General features: G+C 46.5%; 17 protein-coding genes. 15 read left to right on the forward strand and 2 right to left on the reverse strand.

Annotated elements, in window-relative coordinates; genetic code table 11:
• Nucleotides 1–76: 76 nt before the first annotated feature.
• Nucleotides 77–1,966 carry a DNA topoisomerase IV subunit B gene (gene parE / locus ACINK7_RS05030; RefSeq protein WP_404360203.1) on the forward strand — a complete coding sequence of 630 codons (1,890 nt, stop codon included), beginning with the start codon at nucleotides 77–79 and terminating at the stop codon, nucleotides 1,964–1,966.
• Nucleotides 1,967–2,038: 72 nt separating this feature from the next.
• On the opposite strand, the gene ACINK7_RS05035 is transcribed toward parE, so the two are convergent.
• Nucleotides 2,039–2,173 (reverse strand): hypothetical protein, encoded by a 135-nt coding sequence (locus ACINK7_RS05035; protein WP_404360204.1) that lies wholly within the window; start codon nucleotides 2,171–2,173, stop codon nucleotides 2,039–2,041.
• On the opposite strand from ACINK7_RS05035, the gene ACINK7_RS05040 reads away from it, so the two are divergent.
• The 14 genes from ACINK7_RS05040 to ACINK7_RS05105 all read left to right on the forward strand — a co-directional run bounded on the left by ACINK7_RS05040 (nucleotide 2,172) and on the right by ACINK7_RS05105 (nucleotide 19,039).
• A complete protein-coding gene (locus ACINK7_RS05040) occupies nucleotides 2,172–4,592 on the forward strand; it encodes a type I restriction-modification system subunit M (protein WP_404360205.1) in 2,421 nt (806 codons plus the stop codon). The two genes, ACINK7_RS05035 and ACINK7_RS05040, sit on opposite strands and share 2 nt — an antisense overlap.
• Complete coding sequence (locus tag ACINK7_RS05045; protein ID WP_404360207.1) at nucleotides 4,589–5,686, forward strand: YhcG family protein; 1,098 nt, start codon at nucleotides 4,589–4,591, stop codon at nucleotides 5,684–5,686. The genes ACINK7_RS05040 and ACINK7_RS05045 overlap by 4 nt, the downstream gene beginning before the upstream one ends.
• Complete coding sequence (locus ACINK7_RS05050; protein ID WP_404360208.1) at nucleotides 5,679–7,100, forward strand: restriction endonuclease subunit S; 1,422 nt, start codon at nucleotides 5,679–5,681, stop codon at nucleotides 7,098–7,100. The genes ACINK7_RS05045 and ACINK7_RS05050 overlap by 8 nt, the downstream gene beginning before the upstream one ends.
• On the forward strand, nucleotides 7,097–8,230 hold the full coding sequence (locus tag ACINK7_RS05055; protein WP_404360209.1) for a DUF262 domain-containing protein: 1,134 nt from the start codon (nucleotides 7,097–7,099) through the stop codon (nucleotides 8,228–8,230). Before ACINK7_RS05050 ends, ACINK7_RS05055 begins: the two co-directional genes overlap by 4 nt.
• Nucleotides 8,223–9,332, forward strand: coding sequence for a DUF3696 domain-containing protein (locus tag ACINK7_RS05060; RefSeq protein ID WP_404360210.1), 1,110 nt, complete (start codon nucleotides 8,223–8,225; stop codon nucleotides 9,330–9,332). The genes ACINK7_RS05055 and ACINK7_RS05060 overlap by 8 nt, the downstream gene beginning before the upstream one ends.
• The gene (locus tag ACINK7_RS05065; protein WP_404360211.1) at nucleotides 9,329–10,306 is read left to right on the forward strand and encodes a hypothetical protein; all 978 of its coding nucleotides are present in this window, start codon (nucleotides 9,329–9,331) and stop codon (nucleotides 10,304–10,306) included. Before ACINK7_RS05060 ends, ACINK7_RS05065 begins: the two co-directional genes overlap by 4 nt.
• 14 nt (nucleotides 10,307–10,320) lie before the next feature.
• A complete protein-coding gene (locus tag ACINK7_RS05070; protein WP_404360212.1) occupies nucleotides 10,321–11,541 on the forward strand; it encodes an RNA-binding domain-containing protein in 1,221 nt (406 codons plus the stop codon).
• 13 nt (nucleotides 11,542–11,554) lie between these two features.
• Entirely contained in the window at nucleotides 11,555–14,647 is a 3,093-nt protein-coding gene (locus ACINK7_RS05075) for a type I restriction endonuclease subunit R (protein ID WP_404360213.1), read from the forward strand.
• Nucleotides 14,647–15,360, forward strand: coding sequence for a M48 family metallopeptidase (locus ACINK7_RS05080; protein ID WP_404360214.1), 714 nt, complete (start codon nucleotides 14,647–14,649; stop codon nucleotides 15,358–15,360). The genes ACINK7_RS05075 and ACINK7_RS05080 overlap by 1 nt, the downstream gene beginning before the upstream one ends.
• Nucleotides 15,361–15,592: 232 nt before the next feature.
• Nucleotides 15,593–16,057, forward strand: a complete 465-nt coding sequence (locus ACINK7_RS05085) for an SRPBCC family protein (RefSeq protein WP_404360216.1) — start codon at nucleotides 15,593–15,595, stop codon at nucleotides 16,055–16,057.
• A gap of 370 nt (nucleotides 16,058–16,427) precedes the next feature.
• On the forward strand, nucleotides 16,428–16,922 hold the full coding sequence (locus tag ACINK7_RS05090) for a PAS domain-containing protein (RefSeq protein ID WP_404360217.1): 495 nt from the start codon (nucleotides 16,428–16,430) through the stop codon (nucleotides 16,920–16,922).
• A gap of 171 nt (nucleotides 16,923–17,093) precedes the next feature.
• Nucleotides 17,094–17,582 (forward strand): hypothetical protein, encoded by a 489-nt coding sequence (locus tag ACINK7_RS05095; RefSeq protein ID WP_404360218.1) that lies wholly within the window; start codon nucleotides 17,094–17,096, stop codon nucleotides 17,580–17,582.
• A 72-nt stretch (nucleotides 17,583–17,654) separates the two neighbouring features.
• Nucleotides 17,655–18,101: a PAS domain-containing protein gene (locus tag ACINK7_RS05100; protein WP_404360219.1), complete on the forward strand. Its 447-nt coding sequence runs from the start codon at nucleotides 17,655–17,657 to the stop codon at nucleotides 18,099–18,101.
• Between the two features lie 101 nt (nucleotides 18,102–18,202).
• Complete coding sequence (locus tag ACINK7_RS05105; protein ID WP_404360220.1) at nucleotides 18,203–19,039, forward strand: sterol desaturase family protein; 837 nt, start codon at nucleotides 18,203–18,205, stop codon at nucleotides 19,037–19,039.
• Between the two features lie 390 nt (nucleotides 19,040–19,429).
• Here ACINK7_RS05105 and pyk read toward each other — a convergent pair whose 3' ends face one another.
• On the reverse strand, nucleotides 19,430–20,875 hold the full coding sequence (gene pyk / locus ACINK7_RS05110) for a pyruvate kinase (protein WP_404360221.1): 1,446 nt from the start codon (nucleotides 20,873–20,875) through the stop codon (nucleotides 19,430–19,432).
• Nucleotides 20,876–20,878 lie beyond the last annotated feature (3 nt).

A 20,878-nucleotide genomic window follows, 5' to 3' on the forward strand; every position in this document is an offset into this window, starting at 1 on the left:
AATAGTAGGTAGAAATTGGGCGATGGAATCAAACCGGCCATTATATATGAAATTGGATAATGAGTGATTAGGAAGTATGAGTAATGATTACAATGCAGCCGCGATAGAAGTATTAAGCGGCTTGGAACCGGTCCGAAAACGGCCGGGTATGTATACCGATACGACCCGACCGAACCATCTGGTGCAGGAGGTAGTCGACAACAGCGTCGACGAAGCGATAGCAGGGCATGCCGATAATATTAATGTCATATTATACAAAGACGGCTCGGTATCGGTTAGTGACAATGGCCGCGGGATGCCGGTCGACATTCATCCGGAGCAGGGTATTCCCGGTGTCGAAGTGATCTTGACGCAACTGCATGCCGGCGGGAAGTTCTCGAATAAAAATTATCAGTTCTCCGGTGGTTTGCACGGTGTCGGTGTTTCGGTTGTTAATGCCTTGTCGGCTCATTTGGAGATTGAAGTTAAGCGGAGCGGTAAGGTGTATCGCATGACCTTCGCCGACGGCGAAAAGCAAAGCGATCTGACCGAAATGGGCACAGTGGGCCGCAACAATACCGGTACGGCGGTCAAGTTTTGGCCGAATGAAAAATATTTCGATTCGAGCAAGATTTCGGTCAGTAAGCTCAGGCATGTATTGAGAGCGAAAGCGGTATTATGCCCGGGTCTCAATATTACTTTGCAATCCGAATTTACTGATGAGCAATGGCAGTGGTGCTACCAGGACGGCTTAAAGGAATATTTACTCGATCGTGTAGGGGATGCCGAATTTTATCCCGAACCGCCGTTCATGGGCAAAATGACGTCCGATCATGAAGCGGTCGAATGGGGCATCGTGTGGACGGCGGATAGTTTGCCGGAAGCGATTACCGAAAGTTATGTCAATCTGGTGCCGACCGCGCAAGGGGGCACGCATGTCAATGGTTTGCGGGCCGGCTTGACTGAAGCGATGCGCGAATTTTGCGATTTCAGAAACCTATTGCCGCGAGGCATCAAGGTTTCTCCGGAAGATGTCTGGGAGCATTGCCATTTTATTTTGTCGGTCAAATTGGAAGATCCTCAGTTTTCGGGACAAACCAAGGAGCGTTTGAGTTCGCGCGAATGTGTCGCGTTCGTTTCGGGTGTTGCGAAAGACGGTTTCAGTCTTTGGCTGAATCAGCATCCCTCCGAAGGCGAAAAAATTGCCGAAATTATTATAGCCAGCGCGCAAAAGCGATTGAAATCCGCCAAGAAAATCGTTCGTAAGAAATTGACCTCGGGACCGGCGCTACCCGGTAAACTAGCCGATTGTTCCGGTCAGGATATCGGCCGATCCGAGTTGTTTTTGGTTGAGGGCGATTCGGCCGGCGGTTCGGCCAAACAGGCGAGAGACCGAGAGTTTCAGGCAATCATGCCGCTACGGGGGAAAATCCTAAATACCTGGGAAGTCGATTCGAGCCAAGTCATGGCGTCTCAGGAGGTTCATGATATCGCGGTGGCTCTGGGTATAGAGCCGGGTTCGGATGATTTGCGAAGCCTGCGCTACGGCAAGGTATGTATTTTGGCGGACGCGGACTCGGACGGTAATCATATTGCGACATTAATTTGCGCATTGTTTTACCAGCATTTCAAGGCGCTGGTGCAAGCCGGTCATGTTTTCGTCGCTATGCCGCCGTTGTATCGGGTCGATATCGGCAAAAAAGTCTTTTATGCGCTCGACGAATCCGAGCGCCAAGGCGTTTTGGATCGAATTAAGGCAGAGAAGTTGAAAGGCCAGATCAATGTTCAGCGTTTCAAAGGCTTGGGCGAAATGAACCCGAGCCAACTTCGTGAAACGACGATGAACCCCGATACCCGCCGGCTCGTGCAATTGACGGTTGCCGCCGATGACGACACCAGCGAACAATTGGATTTATTATTAGCCAAAAAACGTTCGCCGGATCGCAAGCATTGGCTCGAAACCAAAGGGAATTTGGCGGATTTGTGAGTCGTATGGAGAGCAGTAAGTTTTGATAGGCGTTTAACCTAAGATGGGTAGAGCGAAACCCATCATGGAACATCATGAGAGCCATTCCAACAAATCGCGGGTTTGGTAAATGGCAGCGTTTCCATAACCGCGCCTGCGTTCAAACAAGACTGCCGAAGTATATATAAACGTACCGAGCAAGCGCCCGGCACAGTAAAGAATAGCCATGGCCATTAAAAAAACCGAACTCTACTCCTCCCTTTGGGCTAGCTGCGACGAACTGCGCGGCGGTATGGATGCCAGCCAGTACAAAGACTATGTGCTGACCCTGCTGTTTATGAAGTACGTCTCCGACAAGTACAAAGGCGACCCTTACGGCATGATTGTGGTGCCGCAAGGTGCCAGCTTCGACGATATGGTTGCGCTAAAAGGCGACAAAGAAATCGGCGATAAAATCAATAAGGTTATCAGTGCGCTTGCTGAAGAGAACGACCTCAAAGGCGTCATCGACGTGGCCGACTTTAACGATGAAGACAAGCTCGGCAAAGGCAAAGAAATGGTTGACCGACTAGGTAAATTGGTCGGTATTTTTGAAGGCTTAAACCTGGCTGATAACCGCGCTGATGGTGACGACTTACTTGGCGATGCCTACGAATACCTGATGCGCCACTTCGCCACCGAATCGGGCAAATCCAAAGGGCAGTTTTATACGCCGTCGGAAGTCTCGCGCATTCTCTCTAAAGTCATTGGTATTGATAGCAATACCCCGCAAGATGCCTCCGTGTATGACCCTACCTGTGGCTCAGGCTCGCTATTGTTAAAAGCCAGTGATGAAGCGCCGCGTGGTTTGAGTATTTTCGGCCAGGAGATGGACAACGCCACTAGCGCTTTGGCACGGATGAACATGATTCTGCACAACACCGCTACCGCTAAAATCTGGAAAGGCAATACCCTCTCCGACCCGCAGTGGAAAGACGCTAACGGCCGGCTTAAAACCTTTGACTTCGCTGTCGCCAACCCGCCGTTCTCCAATAAAAACTGGACCAGCGGCATCAACCCGCAAGAAGATGAATTCGACCGTTTTACCTGGGGCATTCCGCCGGAAAAAAACGGCGACTACACTTTTCTGCTGCACATTATCAAAAGCCTGAAAAGCACCGGCAAAGGCGCGGTCATTCTGCCCCATGGTGTCCTGTTCCGTGGTAATGCCGAAGCGCGCATTCGTGAAAACCTGATTAAACAAGGCTACATCAAAGGCATCATTGGTTTGCCGGCCAACCTGTTTTACGGCACCGGCATCCCTGCTTGCATTATCGTGATCGACAAAGAGCACGCGCAAGCAAGGAAAGGCATTTTTATGGTCGATGCCAGCAAAGGCTTTATCAAAGACGGCAACAAAAACCGTCTGCGCAGCCAGGATATTCACAAAATCGTTGATGTTTTCACCAAACAACAGGAACTGCCACGCTACGCCCGCATGGTGCCCATAAGCGAAATCGCCGCGAATGATTACAACCTGAATATTCCGCGTTACATTGATTCCAGCGAGCCGGAAGACCTGCATGACTTAAGTGCCCATTTGCAGGGCGGTATTCCCAATGCCGATATCGATGCTTTGGAACGTTATTGGCAAGTCTTCCCCAGTATTCGCGCCAGCCTGTTCGAACCCGTGCGCGAAGGTTATTGCCAAGCGCTGGTCAAAGCCAGCGAGGTGAAAAGCACCATTCTCAATCACCAGGAATTTAAAAGCTTTGCCGCAGCGAGCCTTGTGCCCTTTACCGATTGGTCTGAGCGCGCCAACTTAAAAGCCATAGAACCAGGTGAACAGCCAAAACAGATCATTCACCGCATTAGTGAAGACTTGTTGGAAAGCTATTCCCGCAACTCACTGCTCAGCAAATACGACATTTACCAGATTTTGATGGATTACTGGGCGGATACCATGCAAGACGATGTCTATGTACTGGTTCAGGATAGCTGGCCCGCAGGTAAGGTGCTGCGCGAATTGGGGGTTAAAAAGGGCGAAAAACTCAAAGAAACGCCGGATTTGGTGATTAACAAAACCAAATACAAAGCTGAATTGATTGCACCGGCCTTGATCATCGCCCGTTTCTTCTTCAGCGAACAGCAACAAGTGGATGCCATGCAAGGCGCACTCGATAGCGCCGGCCAAGAACTGGAAACCTACTTGGAAGAAAACAGCGGCGAAGATGGTCTGCTGAGTGAAGCGCTGAACGATAAAGACAAAGTCACCAAGGCCACGGTTACCGAACGCTTGAAGCTGGCAGCAGATCCGGAAGAAAAGGCCGCCCTTAAACAGGCCAAGAAATTGTTCGATGCCGAAGCGGAGTCCAAAAAAGCCCTGAAAGAGGCGCAAGACGCCCTCGACCTGGCGGTATTTAAGCAGTATCCCAAACTGAGCATCGACGAGATCAAAGCCCTGATTGTTGAAGATAAATGGCTGGCGACACTGGAAAGCAACATTGTTGCCGAAATCGAACGAGTGACGCAGCAACTGGCCAATCGAGTGAAAGAATTGGAAGAGCGCTATAGCGAGCCGTTACCGGCTATTAGCCAATCGGTAGAGCAGTTTAGCGACAAAGTAGCAGGGCACCTAAAAGCCATGGGCTTGGAGTGGTCGGTATGAGTGAATTAAACTTCACCGGATTAAACCATCTGGTGGATGCCATTGCCCGCCAGATTGAGCAAGCCCGCAGCCAAGTTCGTCAAGCGGTAAACATTGCCATGGTACAAAGTTATTGGGAGATTGGCCGCCTGATTGTAGAAGAAGAGCAGCAGGGTGAAAGCCGTGCGGCCTATGGCAAACAGCAGTTACAACAGCTTTCACAGCAATTGACAGCACGTTTGGGCAAAGGCTTTGACGTTGGCAACCTGCGTAATATGCGCCAGTTTTATCTAGCTTTTCCAATTCACGACGCAGTGCGTAGTGAATTAAGCTGGACACACTACCGAGCCTTAATGCGTATCGACAATCCAGCCGCAAGGGATTGGTATCTGCAAGAAGCGATCAGCCAAAGTTGGAGTGCTCGCGCACTAGAGCGCCAAGTTAGCGTGCTTTATTACGAGCGCCTGCTGGCCAGCAAAGACAGAGCACAGGTCGAGCAAGAAGCCAAGGCTAACACCCAGCCACTGGCCGAAACAGCACAAGACTATCTGCGTGATCCTTATATTCTCGATTTCCTCAACCTGCAAGACAAAACCTACCAAGAAAGCGAACTGGAACAGGCCATTATCAGCAACCTGCAACAATTCCTGCTGGAACTGGGCAAGGGCTTTGCCTTTGTCGAACGCCAGCAGCGCATCCGCTTTGACGATGAAGACTTCTACATTGATCTGGTGTTTTACAACTTTAAGCTGAAGTGTTTTTTGTTGGTGGACTTAAAATTGGGCAAGCTCAAGCATCAGGATATTGGCCAGATGGATATATACAGGATGTATGGTATGTCGCGGTGGCAGGGATGCCAAGGAGCGACTACTTATGTGCGCCAGTATGACGAACAGCGCAAAGGCGACGACGATAACCCCACCATCGGCTTGGTGCTATGCAGTGAGAAAAGCGAAGCCGTAGTGAAATACTCGGTACTGGCGGATCAGAAACAACTGTTTGCCGCCAAATATTTGCCCTATTTGCCGACAGAAGAAGAGCTGAAACGGGAGCTGGAACGTGAACGCGAACGAGCGATGGCGCAACTGCAACAGAAGAGGTTAAACGATGAGTGACCAAGTTGCAGAAGTGAATTCAAAGTATCTGGTGGAAGCAGCTTCGAATGCAATTCCGATTGGCTATAAGCAAACGGAAGTGGGGGTGATACCAGAAGATTGGGAAATACATTGTCTTGGTGAAGTGATGAATCTAATCAATGGGTGTGCCTTTAAGCCATCTGATTGGAAATCCTATGGTACACCTATCATACGTATACAAAATCTTAATGATTTTGAAGCACAATTTAATTTTTTTGATGGACAAATTGATGGCCGACATATCATAAAGCCAGGAGATTTACTATTTGCGTGGTCTGGAACATTGGGCACTTCATTTGGTGCAAGAGTATGGAAAGGGCCTGTGGGAGTCTTGAATCAGCATATATTCAAGGTGGCTCCAAACAACCAAATCATCACCCAGAATTTCTCATTACTGGCTTTGAGGCAAGCTCAACAACTGATTGAGAGAGAAGCGCACGGATTTAAGACATCATTTGTTCATATTAAAAAGTCAGACCTAACCAGCGTCAAGCTAAAAATTCCTCGGGATCTCAAAGAACAAAACGCCGTCGCCAATGCCCTATCCGATGTCGATGCCTTAATCCAAGGACTAGAAAAACTGATCGCCAAAAAACAGGCCATCAAAACCGCCACCATGCAACAACTCCTCACCGGCCGCACCCGTCTGCCGCAATTCGCCCTGCGCGAGGATGGCTCGACAACAAATTCGTCTGGAACGAATTTGGACGCCGAAACCGGCGGCCCAAAGGGCGAAGGCCAGGACGGCCTTCGCAAAGGCACTAAGCAAAGTGAGTTGGGGGAGATACCGGAGGATTGGAAGGTTGTTAGTATCGCCGAACTAGGCCAAGTAGACCCTGAAAATCTAGGGTCTACAACTGCACCTGATTACGAATTTAATTATGTGTCACTAGAACAAGTAGAAAGAGGTGTTCTCTTAGGAACAATAAAGACTATTTTCAGAGATGCGCCATCTAGGGCTAGACGAATTCTAAAGAAAGGGGATGTTTTGGTTTCAACTGTGAGGCCAAATCTGATGTCTCACTATTTTGTCCAACATGAGGATCATGACTTAGTTTGCTCGACAGGATTTAGCGTGGTCAGATTTTTTGAGGAAAAATTGTACCCAGGATATTTGTATCAACACCTATTTTCTTCCGTAATCAATAATCAAATAGAGATGTTGATTTCGGGATCAAATTATCCTGCGATCAACAGTGGAGATGTCAGGCAACTAAAAGTTCAGATTGGCGGTGTAGAAGAACAAACCGCCATCGCCACCATCCTGTCCGATATGGACGAAGAAATTCAGGCACTGCAACAACGCCTGAACAAAACCCGCCAAATCAAACAAGGCATGATGCAGGAACTGCTGACGGGTAAAACACGATTATTAAAAGGAGAAAATGCATGATTGATCCTCAGGAAACCGAACTTGATGAGGAGTTGGATTCTCCTGGTGCTGACGAGGAATCAGAATTCCTGGACCCAGTTATGGAGCCGTTCAATCCATCTGAGATAGATATAGTGGTTGAACCTAAGTCCCTCGACGCGCTGATAGAACGTATTCAACATGATGAAATTGACATGAATACGGATTTTCAGCGTCATGCTGACTTGTGGGATAACCGTAAGATGAGCCGATTGATAGAGTCTATATTAATCAGATTTCCGCTGCCTGCGTTCTATTTTGATGCGTCTGAAGATGACAATTGGTTGATTGTGGATGGGCTCCAGCGGCTATCATCTATCCGTAAGTTCGTTATTGATAAGAAATTACGCCTGAGTGGTTTAGAGTTTCTCATCGACTTAAATGGTAAAACCTATGACGAGTTACATCGCACTTACCAACGCCGAATTAAGGAATGCCCGGTCACCGTGTACATGATAAAGCCCGGTACGCCAGAGAAAGTTAAATACTCCGTTTTTCGGCGGATTAATACCGGCGGGCTAACGCTAAATAATCAGGAGGTTAGAAACGCACTTGCCAAACCAGAAGACCGTCGTTTTCTAGAAGAATTAGCTTCTAACACGCTCATGACAACGATGCTTGGTAATCTCTCAAAAAGAATGCGCGATCAAGAGTTAGTGTTGAGGTTTTGGGCGTTTTTTAATTTTGATTATCTTGATAAGCACAATAAGAAGGAGATGGCTTCTTTTTTGGACAAGGCCATGGAAGACCTCAGAAAAGGCGGAATCGATCATAAAGAAGAAATTAAAAGCATGTTTTTACTTGGGCTAGAACGCTGTTATAAAATTTTCGGTGACATAGCTTTTGAGAAAGACCCCGACGGAAGCAAAAATAAACGTTCAAAAAATTCAGCTCTTTTTGAGGTTTGGATGGTCGAGTTGGCAAAATTATCCGATGAAAAATTCCAATCTTTGCTTTCTAACAGAAACCAGCTGAACGACATGAATACCAGACTGTTGCTAGAGGATGCAGATTATTATAAGTCAATCACTTATTCTACGCAGAAAAAGGATCATGTAGAAACACGCTATAAAAAGGTCAGTAACCTGATATCTGAGGTGTTAAATGATTGAGTTTATCAATATAAAAAACTTTAAAACCCTGCTGAATGCTAGTTTTCCTCTTGATTCATTAAATTTGTTTTCGGGCCTGAATGGCATGGGTAAATCGACGCTAGTACAGAGCTTGCTGTTACTGCGTCAATCACACGAGCGCAATACCCTTAAAAGCAAGGGTCTGCTGCTGAATGGCGATTACGTCAATATCGGCACTGGCAAAGACGCGCTTTCCAGCTTTAGCGAGCAAGAAAAGATTATCTTCACCGTTAAATGGGATGAGAAAGAACATCCAGCACTATTTGAGTTTGACTATCAGCACGATTCGGATCTTTTACCGCTACGAAAATCAGGCATCGATGACGATTCAGAATCGTTGAGCTTATTTAATTCCAACTTTCAGTACTTAAGCGCGGATAGATTAGGCCCGCAAAGCCATCACCAACTATCAGAATTTCATATTCGGGACTTGAAGTCTCTCGGTCATCATGGCGAGTATACCGTCCACTATATTGCAGTTAATGGATCAAAAGAGCTAGACATTGGAGCCTTGCAACATCCTAAGTCGGTTTCAAATACCTTATTAGCTAATATTGAAGCATGGATGTCGGATATTACACCCGGCTTGAAGATTAAGGCTATTGCCCAGCCGCAGTTCAACTCGGCAAGTCTTAGTTATTCATTCAATCAGGGCAAGGAGACTACCGAAGAATTTAAGCCTCAAAACGTTGGTTTTGGTTTGAGCTATGTACTGCCGGTTGTGACTAGCATATTGGGCGCATCACAAGGCGACCTGTTGGTCATTGAGAATCCGGAATCGCACCTGCACCCCGCAGGCCAATCGCTTATGGGCAGGTTATGTGCCATTGCCGCAAAAAACGGTGTACAGCTTATTGTTGAATCCCACTCGGACCATTTTCTCAACGGTATACGCGTTGCAGTGAAGCAGAAGGTGGTTGCTGCCAGTGATGTGAAGGTCTTCTTCTTGCAGCGTGATGTCCACAATTCAGTTCATGCTTCCGAAGTGATGTATCCAAATATTGATGATGAAGGGCGCATAGACTGTTGGCCAGAGGGCTTCTTCGACCAATGGGATAAGGAGCTGGATCAGTTGTTATGAGCAATGGAATTGTGCTGAACCATCACTCTTTACCCTTTAGCTGTAAAGAGGATGCAGATAAAGGAATATTGGCTTTCTTTAACGTACTTAGAGTCTGCCGAAAGGCCGGTTTTAAAATCTTGCTCGTCGATGAGGATCAAGACAAGTCACTGATGGGGCTGGAACTGGCCAATGGATACTTTGTACGCAATTGGTATGCCTCGACAAGTAAGTCTGTGGAGCTTACTGACTGGTGTCGGTTTCTTAAATCCCTTGAAACGAAACAGCCGCTCTTTGAAACCGTGGATATTGAAAGCGTTGGTGATAGGGTCGAGGTTGGGTTGCCTGGAGAGTCTTCTGGTAAACCTGTGTTGTTGGCCGCATTCTATTTTGAGACCTTTCTTGCCAGTTTTACGGCATTAGCTACCTGGGTCGATAGTCATATAAAAGTGTGGGTTTTCGATCTTGACACAACACCAGAGCAAAGGGATGAAACCGTTTTAAACCTCAGTAATACTGCGAGTCTGGAAGCACATGGCGAGGAGCTAAAGCAGCGTCGTAACGCTTTATTGGATACAGCGAAAGATATTTGGCTGCAAAGAATGCATTTATTTCCTCATCTCACATTACTTCCTAATCAAATCGGAACGGTCCTGCAAAGTTGGTCTGCTCGGCAAGATATTCTAATTAAGGCTCGTGATGCGCTAAACGTGTTGGAGTCATTTTGTGATAAATGGCTTTCAGATGAGTATGTTGAGTACCGCCATGAGTACTTAAGATACTTGGGATTAGCCGCTGAAGTAAGTGGTGAATCTGACAGTGTTAACAACGATCCCAAAAAGAAGAAAGAGCGCATGTTCTGGTTAGATGATGGACGGCAGGTCTACTGTGAGAATCATGTAAAGCTATCTGATGGATATCGTATGCATTTTTATGCCGATGCCGAGAAAAAGCGGATATATGTGGCGTATTTAGGTCCGCATTTAAGTTTATGAACAAGGTGTAGGCTATGTTAAAAACAGAATTACTGGAAATTATTGCCAATGGTGAAAACTCAGGAGTTGAGTTTAAGCGTGATGATATTCGCCCTGAACAGCTTGCTAAAGAAGTGGTTGCCATGGCCAACTTTCAAGGTGGTCGGGTTCTGCTTGGCGTGGACGATGACGGCACGATTAACGGGGTGCAAAGGGAAGATCTTGAAGAATGGGTGATGAATGTTTTTCAAAATAAAATTCACCCAATGATCCTGCCTTTTTACGAAGAAGTGAAGCTGGATAATGGCAAACGGGTTGCTGTCATCAGTTTTCCTATGGGTATTTCTAAACCTTATGTGGTTCGCCATGCAGGCAAAGAAGAAATCTACATCCGCATCGGCTCGACTTCGCGGCAGGCCACCCGAGAACAGCAGATGCGCCTGTTTGAACTGGGCGGCATGTTGCATACCGAATTGATGCCAGTACCTCGAACCGATATAAACAGTCTGGACGACGCACGTTTACTGAATTATTTACGTGATATTCTTAATGACCCCGATATTCCGAAAACGCCCGATGCATGGCGGCAACGCTTGCTTGGGCTGGGTTTTATCACCGAGGCCGGTGAAAATACCTGCTGTACCATCGCTGGATTGGTGCTATTTGGCAAAACGCCACGCCGCCACCTTAAACAGGCCGGGTTACGTGCGTTTGCTTTTCGAGGCAAAGATAAAGAATATCAAGCATTACTGGACGATCTAATAGACGGACCAATGGTCGGTCGTTGGGATAGCCATGGCGCAAGCAAAACCTTACTGGATGGAGGCATTATTGAGCGTTTCATGTCGGCCATGAAGCCCTTTATTTCTCAGGAAGCCGCCCGGATAAATCAGGATTTGAGACGAGAGACAACATGGTTTTACCCTCTCGAAGCCGTTCGTGAGTCTTTGATTAATGCACTTGCCCACCGCGACTGGACACGCTTTGTTGAGATTGAAGTAGCCAGTTATTCCGACCGGCTGGAGGTTATTAGCCCCGGCGCTTTACCAAACTCGATGACTGTGGAAAAAATGAAGGCTGGTCAGCGCTCGCCGAGAAATACCATAGTTATGGAAGTTTTACGTGATTATGGTTACGTCGATTATCGCGGCATGGGTGTAAGAACAAAAATTGTACCGTTGACGAAAGCACTAACAGGCAAAGAACCAGAGTTTGAATCAACAGAAGACTATTTAAAAACAGTTCTATATCGATAACTAAGGATAAGGTATGAGTAACGTCGGCCAGCGCGAACGCATTAACCAAAACCGTATTGTTCAGTTTTTTCAAACTGACTTGGGCTATCGCTATTTAGGTGGTTGGCAGGATCGCGCCAATAATAAAAATATTGAGGTCGATATCCTTGTCGATTGGCTAAAAAGTCGCGGTGTGAGCGAAGCCTTGATTAATCGCGCCATTCGCCAGTTGGATACGGCGGCAGCGCTGGGCGAAGGTAAAAAACTCTACTACGCCAACAAAGAGGTCTATCGCTTGCTGCGTTATGGCGTAAAAGATAAAGAAGGCGCAGGCCATCAGAATGAAACGGTATGGCTGATTGATTGGAGCAATCCTGAAGCCAATGATTTTGCCATTGCCGAAGAAGTCTCCATTAAAGGCGAGAACAAAAAACGCCCGGACATCGTGTTGTATGTGAATGGTATTGCTTTAGGCGTAATAGAGATGAAACGCTCATCGGTTTCGGTTTCTGAAGGTATCCGCCAAAACCTTGATAACCAGAAGAAAGACTTTATCCGCAATTTCTTTACCACCATGCAATTAGTGATGGCAGGCAACGATACTCAAGGCCTTCGCTACGGCGCGATTGAAACGCCGGAAAAGCATTATCTGGAGTGGAAAGAAGACGTCGCCAATCCATACGATCATAAGCTGGAGTTTCATCTGAGCCGCGTTTGTAGCAAGCAGCGCTTTTTGCAAATTATCCACGACTTCATTGTATTTGACGCTGGCGTAAAGAAAACCTGCCGTCACAATCAGTTCTTTGGCATTGAGGCGGCCAAGCGCCATATTGCTCGACGTGAGGGCGGGATTATTTGGCACACTCAAGGTTCGGGCAAAAGTTTGACCATGGTGTGGTTAGCCAAGTGGATACGCGAAAACGTAAAAGATGCCCGCGTGCTGATCGTGACCGACCGCACTGAGCTCGACGAGCAGATTGAAAAAGTTTTCACCGGTGTTGAGGAAGATATTTATCGCACCAAAAGCGGTGCCGACTTGGTGGCGACACTCAATCAACCCAACCCTTGGTTGGTGTGTTCTTTGGTACACAAGTTTGGGCGACAGTCTGACTCGGAAAATGATGCCGCGACCGATGAGTTTATTGCAGAGTTAAAGCAGTCTCTGCCATCCGATTTCAATGCCAAAGGCGACCTATTTGTGTTTGTGGATGAGTGTCATCGCACCCAATCGGGCAAGTTACACGAAGCGATGAAATCGATTCTGCCGCAGGCCATGTTTGTTGGCTTTACCGGTACGCCGCTGATGAAAAAGGACAAGAAAAAATCCGTAGAGGTGTTTGGGCCTTACATTCATACCTATAAATTCGACGAAGCCGTGGCCGATGGCGTGGTACTGGATTTGCGCTACGAAGCGCGAGACATCGACCAGAACATCACCTCACAGAAAAAGGTGGATGAGTGGTTTGAGGCGAAAACCCGTGGCTTATCTCGATTAGCCAAAACACAGCTCAAGCAGAAATGGGGCACCATGCAAAAGGTGCTGTCCAGCAAATCGCGCTTGCAGCAGATTGTGAATGATATCCTGCTGGACATGGATACCAAGCCGCGCCTGATGGACGGGCGCGGCAATGCCATGTTGGTGTGCTCCAGTGTGTATCAAGTTTGTAAGGCCTATGAGATGTTCAGCCAAACCGATTTGGCAGGCAAGATTGCCATTGTTACCAGTTTCCAACCTACCGCTGCCGGCATTAAGGGTGAAGAAACCGGTGAAGGCTTAACGGAAAAGCTGTTCAAATACGACACCTACCGCAAGATGTTGGCGGATTATTTCGAGCAACCTGAAGAGCTGGCAGCCAGGCGCGTGGGGGAGTTTGAAAAGGAAGTCATAAAACGCTTCGTGAATGAGCCAGGGCAAATGCGCTTGCTGATTGTGGTCGATAAGCTCTTAACCGGCTTTGATGCGCCTTCGGCAACGTATTTGTATATCGACAAGCAAATGGCCGATCACAACCTGTTTCAGGCGATCTGTCGGGTAAACCGTTTGGATGGTGATGACAAAGAATACGGTTATATCATCGATTACAAAGACCTGTTCCGCTCATTGGATAAAGCGGTATCGGATTATACGGAGGGCGCATTTGACGGCTACGACAAGGAAGATGTCGCCGGGCTATTAAAAGATCGTTTAGAGCAAGCCAAACTCGATTTGGATAATGCGCTGGAAATGGTACGCGCTTTATGTGAGCCGGTAAAAGCCCCGCGGAATACCGAGGATTACATTCACTATTTTTGTGGCGAGTCAGGATCGAATCAGGATGAATTGACTGATAAGGAGGCGCTTCGTTTAACTATGTACCAGAACGTGGCCAAGCTGCTGCGAGCCTTTGCCAATATCGCCAACGAAATGGCCGATGCCGGATATTCTGCACAAGACGTTGAGGCAATCCGGTCGGAAGTCGTCCACTTTGAAAAGGTTCGCGACGAGGTAAAACTGGCCAGCGGTGATTTAGTGGAGATGAAACGCTTTGAACCCGCGATGCGCCACCTGTTAGATATGTATATTCGGGCTGATGATAGCGAAACCTTGATGGACTTTGAAGAACTCGGGCTCATCGAGCTGATTGTCGAAAAAGGCGCCGATGCTTTGGATGCTTTGCCGGAGAGTATCCGCAAGAACCGAGAAGCCATGTCTGAAACCATCGAAAACAATGTGCGTAAAACCATCGTGGATGAAAATCCTGTTAATCCGAAATATTACGAACAGATGTCTGTTTTATTAGATGAATTGATTGAGTTACGCAGACAAAAGGCCATTGAATATCAGGAATATCTGGAACGAATTTGCGAGCTGTCTCGCAAGGTCATTCGCCCGGATCAAACGACTTCGAATTATCCGCCTTCCATAGACACCAATGCCAAGCGAGCTTTCTACGATAACTTTGGCAATGATGAAGTATTGGCAACGAAAATTGATACTGCGATTCGTTACACCAAAAAGGCTGATTGGGCGGGTGATCGTTTTAAAGAGCGTGAAATTGCCAATGCTATCAGGGAAGAAACGGCTGGTTATAACGTGGATATTCAAGGCGTAATGGAACTGGCCAAGGCGCAGAAAGAGTATCAGTGATGGCAATGATTGAAATCGGTTCGATTACGATGCAGTTGAATCGCAAGGCAATTAAAAATCTGCATATCAGCGTGTTGCCGCCTGATGGCCGCGTGCGGGTGTCTGCGCCAGTATCCATGACGGATACGGCTATTCGTATGGCGGTGATCAGTCGCATTCCCTGGATCAAAAAACAGCAAAGTGGCTTTGCCAAACAACCCCGCCAGTCTGACAGGGAAATGGTGAGTGGCGAATGTCACTACTTATGGGGAAAACGCTATCGGCTCAATGTCGTAGAGCGGTCCGGTAAACATGAAATCAAGTTGGGACGTGGTTGGTTGCACCTGTATGTCAGTACGTCTGCGACGGCTGAAAACAGGGCTTTGGTATTGAACTCGTTTTACCGAGATGCGTTAAAGAAACGAATCGCTGACTTATTGACTGTTTGGCAAAGCAAAATAGGCGTAGCCGCTGCCGATTGGGGCGTTAAGAGGATGAAAACCAAGTGGGGCAGCTGTAACACGCAAGCAAAGCGTATTTGGCTGAACTTAGAGTTGGCGAAGAAGCCGCCCGAGTGTTTGGAATATATCCTAGTGCATGAGTTGGTGCATTTGCTTGAACGTACACATAATGAACGGTTTAAGGCCCATATGGAAAAGCTTCTTCCTGACTGGCGTGAGCGTCGGGACTTGTTGAATCGTATGCCATTGGCACACAACGACTGGGTTTACTAGGCAATTACGCGGAGTTACAAATGGTTTGCGTAATTATGCATGTGGCGCGTATGCTCAGTATATTTCCGGAAGCTATTTCCAACCACATCTTCAATATTGCAAGGAGTATGATTGCCAATGCTAATTGTGCTGATATTCTATTTGACAATTCGTTATAATCGAAATGAATGGAATAAATGAGCCAATGACAAGGACTTTCGCTTCTATTGTTAACCAAATGGTGAGCCTGTAAATGTTTGGATTTACTTCGGATCATTCCGCTTCGGGAACGGCTAGCACAATCATCAATAAGCCGGTGGATGATGTGTTTAATTTTATCGGGGTCGATTTTTTTAAAAATTATCCTCGGTGGTCGCCTGAGGTCATCGAATGCGAATTACTGAGTGATCCGCCCTTACGTTTGAATAGTCTTGCCAGGCAAGTGCGAATCGATCAAGGTCAAAGAAGCGAGTCGACTTTTAAGGTAACTTGCTATGATCCGCTTACTAAATTGACTTTTGAAGGTGTTTCGAATCCCTATCGTTGTTTTTATGATTTTAAGCCCGGGCGAACGCCGGAGCAGACCGAGGTCACATTTACTTTTGAGTTATTGAGGCTCGAGCTTTTCATGCTACCGTTTGAAAAGCTGATTCGTATTGCTGTGAGAGAGGGCGCGATCCGAACGGTTCGAAATCTCAAAACGTTAATAGAGTCTTAGGGGTGTAGGGTACGCTATGGGCTCTCTAAAGTTTATGAATAACGATGAGCGCAGAGCGTCACTACCATTAAGTTAAGCCGTCAAAGAATGAGTAATGCTGGCATTCAGGCTCGATGGGATTCAAAGGCCTGCCATCCATGGCGGAATGACAGGGTTAGTTTATACCCATCGTAGATCAAAATTCGGCGCCTGGATGTCCGCTAAAGGACGCCGTGAATACGTCCTTGTAGGCTCTATGCCAGCTCCATGCTGGCAAAGCCTTTATCGGACACCCAGGCGCCTCCTCAGGCGCTGCCGAAATTTGAAGTACGAAAGGTATATTGCTAAGGAATCCGGATATTTTTTGAGTCAGGCGGTGGGGATATCGAACATGAAATTTCAAATAGAAAAAGATCCGGGGGTTATTCCTCTCATTCTTACTCAAATTTTGGACGGGTGTGTTAATGGTATTACCTTGTCCGATCCCGATTTGGAAGATAACCCGATCGTCTTCGCGAACGAAGTTTTCGAAAAAATCACCGGTTACAGTTGTGATGACATTATTGGAAAAAACTGCCGGTTCTTGCAAGGAAAAGATCATGATCAACCGGAGATTGAAATCTTGCGTGAGGCGATCAGGAATCAACGAGCAGTTGAGGTCAAGCTAAAAAACTATAAAAAAAACGGCGATCTTTTTTACAATCGTCTTTCTGTTACCCCCTTATTCGATAACGAAGGTCGGTTGATTTATTTTCTGGGTGTTCAATACGACATTACCGAACAAATACATGCGCAACATGAGATCGAAAGATTGAATAATTCTTTCGACTTAAGGCGCTCCGATTACCTTAGTCAGCAGTCTAAGCGAGGAACTGTTAAGCGTTGAATACTCAAACGTGATCGATTCTTTCAAAAAACAAACAGCTATGCGATATGGGGAAGCTAATGAGCAATGAGGTTGACATGACGTGTGCCGACATTTATCCGAAAATATCTATGGATATTTCGGTGCCGGATAAAAAAAGCTTCAACTTACCACGATCGACAAGGAGGCCGCATGTTTGCGTTTGACTTATCAAAGCCGTTGATCGGCAAAGCTGATATAGGTCTCGAAAAAACCGTTGCTGACGTGTTCGATTATGTCGGCTTTCATTTTTTTGATAATTATCCAAAATGGGCCTTGGAAGTTATCGAATTTGAGGTGCTGCAGGAACAACCCATCGGAGTCGGTTCGAGAGCCAAGCAAGTTAGGATAGAGCAAGGGCAAAAAGTAGAGTCGACCTTCGAGATCACCGAATTTATGCCTTTGCAAAAATTTGCGCTGGAATCGGTAAACCAAGAGTTTCGTGAAGTTTATACCTTCAAGAAAAATGAAGAAAGTGATTCCACCCGATTAGAAATTAGCTTTGAGTTGTTGCATGTCGATTTCTTCATGAGGCCGTTTGAAAAGTTGATTCGCGTTGCCATTGAGGAAGGCTTGCAAAATTCGCTGGAAAACATCCTAACACTGCTGTGTGGGCATTACGGTGGATCGGAACCGGTTTGATGAAGGTTATTGAACAATGGCGTCATCCCACACTTAATGTTCCAATTGTAAAATTTATCTAGGAGTATAACCATGGCTTTTATCGCTGAAAAAGATCCGGGATTGATTCCGCAAATTCTATCGCTGATTCTGGATGAATGTATTAATGGCATTACGCTAGCCGACCCCGATCTTGAGGACATGCCGATTGTTTATGCCAATAAAGCTTTTGTAGCGGTTACCGGTTATTCGCAGGAAGAAGTGATCGGACGCAATTGTCGATTCTTGCAGGGCGATGACCGAAACCAAGAAGAAATAAAGAGGATTAAGGAGGCCATTAATGAACAAAAGCCGGTTGAGGTAGTACTGCGAAATTATAAAAAAAATGGAGATTTATTCTATAACAAATTTAAAATAATTCCATTATTCGACAGGAGCGGCAAGCTGATTTATTTTCTCGGCGTGCAATACGATATTACACGGCAAATCGTTGACGAGGAAACTATCAATAATTTGAGAAAACAGCTAGAAAGTCTGTAATATTTTGATTAATTAAGATTTATTTGGGCAATCGTCTAGAGGCTTATCCAGCAAGACTTTCGGTATGGGGTGTTGTATGTGTTTTATTATAAAGGTGCGTCATGAACGTTGCGGATAGTTCTTTACCGGTTACCGAGCAAGATTTGCCTCTCAATGAAATCTTTTTATCATTGGCGCTAGTAGCCTTTGTGTTATTAATTTTCATGGAAGGATTGAAACCTTACCAGCGGTTCGATCGGAAAGTCGCGAAAAATTCGGTGCTGACGAATACTACGGCTTTTTTATTCAATAATATTATTTTAACCACGTTAAGAGCGTCCTCGCTTTTTTTTGTGGCTCAACAGTTTTCGAATTATGGCGTATTGAGCGGATTGTCTAACGGTCCGATTAAATGGGTGCTGTCGTTTTTGCTCTTTGATCTTGCGATTTATGCTTGGCACTATGCAAGCCACAAATACGAATTTTTATGGCGTTTCCATAAAATACACCATAGTGATAAAACCTTTAATGTAACGACCGGTTTTCGCTTTCATGTATTCGATTTGTTTATTGAAATCGTCATGAAATGCCTGTTCGTCATTGTTTTCGGTGTGGATGCTTACGTTATACTCGCGATCGAATTGATCGAGCTGTCTTTTATTTTCTTCCATCATTCGAATCTGTCCTTCGATAAAGAAGATTTATTGTCGAAAGTTATTATTACGCCGGCCTTACATAGAACTCATCATTCAGCACTACGCAGTGAACATGACAGTAATTACGGCATCGTGTTATCGATATGGGATCAATTGTTTGGGACTCGAAAGGAATTGGTTCCTAAAAAGATCGGTCTCGATCTAATCGAAGCCGATAATTTTATACAGCTGTTTTTCTTGGCATTCATTACCGAAAGACACGTAGCCAAACTATTAGGTTTGATTCCGAAAGGAAGAAAATAAAATTATTTTAGCGATTTTGTGTTCCCAGGTAGGTGGCCCAACCCAGGTGCTTTATAGCCAAGGTTGATCTCGCCTACTCCCTTTTGATTGAAAAACCGTCTAAGAATAAAAAGGCATGGGATATGTCTATCGAGGACTCCAGCCCCTAAATTATCGAAATTCGATCCAGCAACTAAAACATTTGGAATTTAGGGGCTGGATGAACCCGTCCATGGGGGCTTGACGGCAGCGTTCCCTGCTGCCGACATCCTCGCTAGCCACACCCCATACCTTCATAAAGTTAACCATTTTTTGAGTATAAAGGGAGTAGTATTGCAAGCGGGCGCCGGAAATAAAAAAGGGCGGAGTGTATCCGCCCTTGATGCATTGTTCAAGAATAACAGTGAGTCATTACGGCGTTAAGCCTTCCCCTACGGTAATCACTTTCAATGCGTTGGTTCCGCCCTGTACGCCGGTCAGATCGCCTTTGGTGATAATGAATTTATCCCCATTTTGCGCTTGATGGCGTTTTCTTAGCTGTTTGACGATTTCACGGTTCACTTCGGCATGATCCGGTTCTTTCAAGTGTTTGTCGAAATAGAACGGAAATACGCCTCGATAAAGCGTTACCTTGCCTAAAGTTTTTTCCTGACTGCTAAATGCGAAAATAGGAATTCCCGAACTGATTCTGGACATCCATAACGGTGTCGATCCGGATTCGGTCAATGCCGCTATGCCATCAATTGTCGTATGATTCGCCATATACATCGCCGACATCGCGATTGCTTCATCGATACGCTGGAATTGCGTATCCATACGATGCTTCGAAACTCGAACGCTCGGTTGTTTTTCGGTTTCTTCGCAAACCCTTACCATCGCTTCGACCGCTTTGACCGGATATTTACCGGAAGCGGTTTCAGCTGATAGCATGATAGCATCGGTGCCGTCGACGACCGCATTCGCAACGTCGAAAACTTCGGCGCGAGTCGGAATCGGGTTTTCGATCATCGATTCCATCATTTGCGTCGCAGTGATCGCAATACGATTCAGTTCGCGTGCGCGGCTGATGAGTCGTTTTTGTGCGGCCGGAAGGTTAGCGTCGCCGATTTCGACGCCTAAGTCGCCACGAGCGACCATTACCGCATCGGATGCCAGGATAATTTCATCCATTGCGTCCATCGCTTCGGCGCGCTCGACCTTAGCGACGATGCCGGCATGGCAACCTTCCGCCAGCAGCAATTCGCGTGCTTCGTTCAAGTCCGCTGCGCATCTAGGAAAAGATACCGCAACATAATCGCAATCGATTTTCGCAATCGTTTTGATGTCTTCCTTGTCTTTTTCGGTCAAAGCAGCGGCGGAAAGCCCGCCACCCATCAAATTGATGCCTTTGTTGTTGGACAGGTCGCCGCCGACGACTACTTTGCAATTGACGCGTTTGCCGTCGGTATCGACTACGTCTAATACCACTCGTCCATCGTCCAACAGTAAACGACTGCCGTTGCGCACTTCGCGAGCCAGCGGTTCGTAAGTGATGCCGACTTGGGTATTATCGCCGTCGTTCGGTCCTAAGTTGATGTCCAGGGCGAAATTCTGGCCTTCATCGAGCCATACTTTCGTTTCTTTGAAACGCGCTATGCGTATTTTAGGGCCTTGCAGGTCGCCTAAGATGCCGACACGGCGTCCGGTTTTGCGGCTTAATTCGCGAACTTTGTTGGCTCGGTCAATATGGTCTTGCGCCGAGCCGTGCGAGAAATTCATGCGAACCACGTCGATGCCGGCTTTGAACAAGTTTTCCAGGACCCCGGGTTTATCCGTTGCGGGGCCCAAAGTGGCCAGTATTTTGGTTCTTCGTAACATTAG

The sequence above is a fragment of the Methylotuvimicrobium sp. KM1 genome (genome assembly GCF_044788715.1).
Classification (GTDB): Bacteria; Pseudomonadota; Gammaproteobacteria; order Methylococcales; family Methylomonadaceae; genus Methylotuvimicrobium.